Raw genomic sequence first — 1411 nt, 5'->3', positions numbered from 1 at the left:
GGCTGAGCCAGAGCGCAGGAGAACTCAGATGAAACTCAACGATCTGCGTGACAAGGACGGCGCGACGCACTCCAAGAAGCGTCTCGGCCGTGGTATCGGCTCCGGCTCCGGCAAGACCGGCGGTCGCGGCGTCAAGGGCCAGAAGGCGCGCTCCGGCGTCGCCATCAACGGCTTCGAGGGTGGCCAGATGCCGCTCTACCGGCGCCTGCCGAAGCGTGGCTTCAATAACATCTTCGCCAAGAGCTTCACCGTCGTGTCGCTGGCCCGCATCCAGGTGGCCATCGACGCCAAAAAGCTCGACGCCAAGGCGACCGTGACGGCTGAATCGCTGGTTGCCGCCGGCGTCATCCGCCGCGTCAAGGACGGCGTGCGCATCCTCTCGGACGGCGAGATCAAGGCGAAGCTCGCCTTTGACGTCGCCGGCGCCTCCAAGGCCGCGATCGAGAAGATCGAAAAGGCCGGCGGTTCGGTCAAGCTGCCGCAGGAAAAGGCAGCTGCCGAGTAACGGCAATTTGAAGCGCGATCGGCAGGAGTGGGATCCGTTTTTGCTCACGATTGCGCTTTGATCTGCTCGACGAGGCGGCCGCGTCAACGCGGCCGCTTGCATGTTTAGAGCCCGGAGCTTATCTCGTGAGCTTCGGTGAAACGCGCCGCCTGACCTCAGGGCCATCAAGCGTTACCAAGCGGAGAATCAGGCATGGCTTCGGCTGCTGAACAATTAGCCTCGAATCTGAATTTCTCGGCCTTCGCCAAGGCGGAGGATTTGAAGAAGCGCATCTGGTTCACGATCGGCGCGCTGCTCGTCTATCGCCTCGGCACCTACATCCCGCTTCCCGGCATCAATCCCGACGCCTTCGCCCAGGCCTTCTCCTCGCAGAGCAAGGGCGTGCTTGGCATGTTCAACATGTTCGCCGGCGGCGCCGTGGAGCGCATGGCGATCTTCGCGCTCGGCATCATGCCTTACATCTCCGCCTCCATCATCATGCAGCTGATGACCTCGGTCATCCCGTCGCTGGAAGCGCTGAAGAAGGAAGGCGAGCAGGGCCGCAAGGTCATCAACCAGTACACGCGCTACGGTACCGTGCTGCTTGGGCTGGTTCAGGCCTATGGCATTTCGGTCGGTCTGGAAGGCGGCAACGGCATCGTCAGCGATCCCGGCATGTTCTTCCGCGTCTCGACCGTCCTCACGCTGCTCGGCGGCACCATGTTCCTGATGTGGCTCGGCGAGCAGATCACCGCCCGCGGCATCGGCAACGGCATTTCGCTGATCATCTTCTCCGGCATCGTCGCCGGCCTGCCGCACGCCATCTCCGGCACGCTGGAGCTTGGCCGCACCGGCGCGCTGTCGACCGGCCTGATCCTGGCGATCATCGTGCTCGCCGTCGTCGTCATTGCGCTCATCGTGTTCTTC

Annotated in this window: 2 protein-coding genes; both read left to right on the top strand. The window is 63.3% G+C overall.

Features of this window, described 5'->3' with window-relative positions:
- The first annotated feature begins 28 nt into the window (after positions 1-28).
- Positions 29-505 carry a 50S ribosomal protein L15 gene (gene rplO / locus EN893_RS33950; RefSeq protein WP_013531434.1) on the top strand — a complete coding sequence of 159 codons (477 nt, stop codon included), beginning with the start codon at positions 29-31 and terminating at the stop codon, positions 503-505.
- Between the two features lie 192 nt (positions 506-697).
- Positions 698-1411: preprotein translocase subunit SecY (locus EN893_RS33945; protein WP_164901381.1), on the top strand; the 714-nt coding region annotated here is incomplete at its 3' end.

The organism is Mesorhizobium sp. M7A.F.Ca.CA.004.04.2.1, assembly GCF_004022825.1.
Classification (GTDB): domain Bacteria; phylum Pseudomonadota; class Alphaproteobacteria; order Rhizobiales; family Rhizobiaceae; genus Mesorhizobium.
The sequence above is the reverse complement of the archived record's forward strand: the minus strand, read 5'-3'. Positions and strand labels throughout refer to the sequence as shown.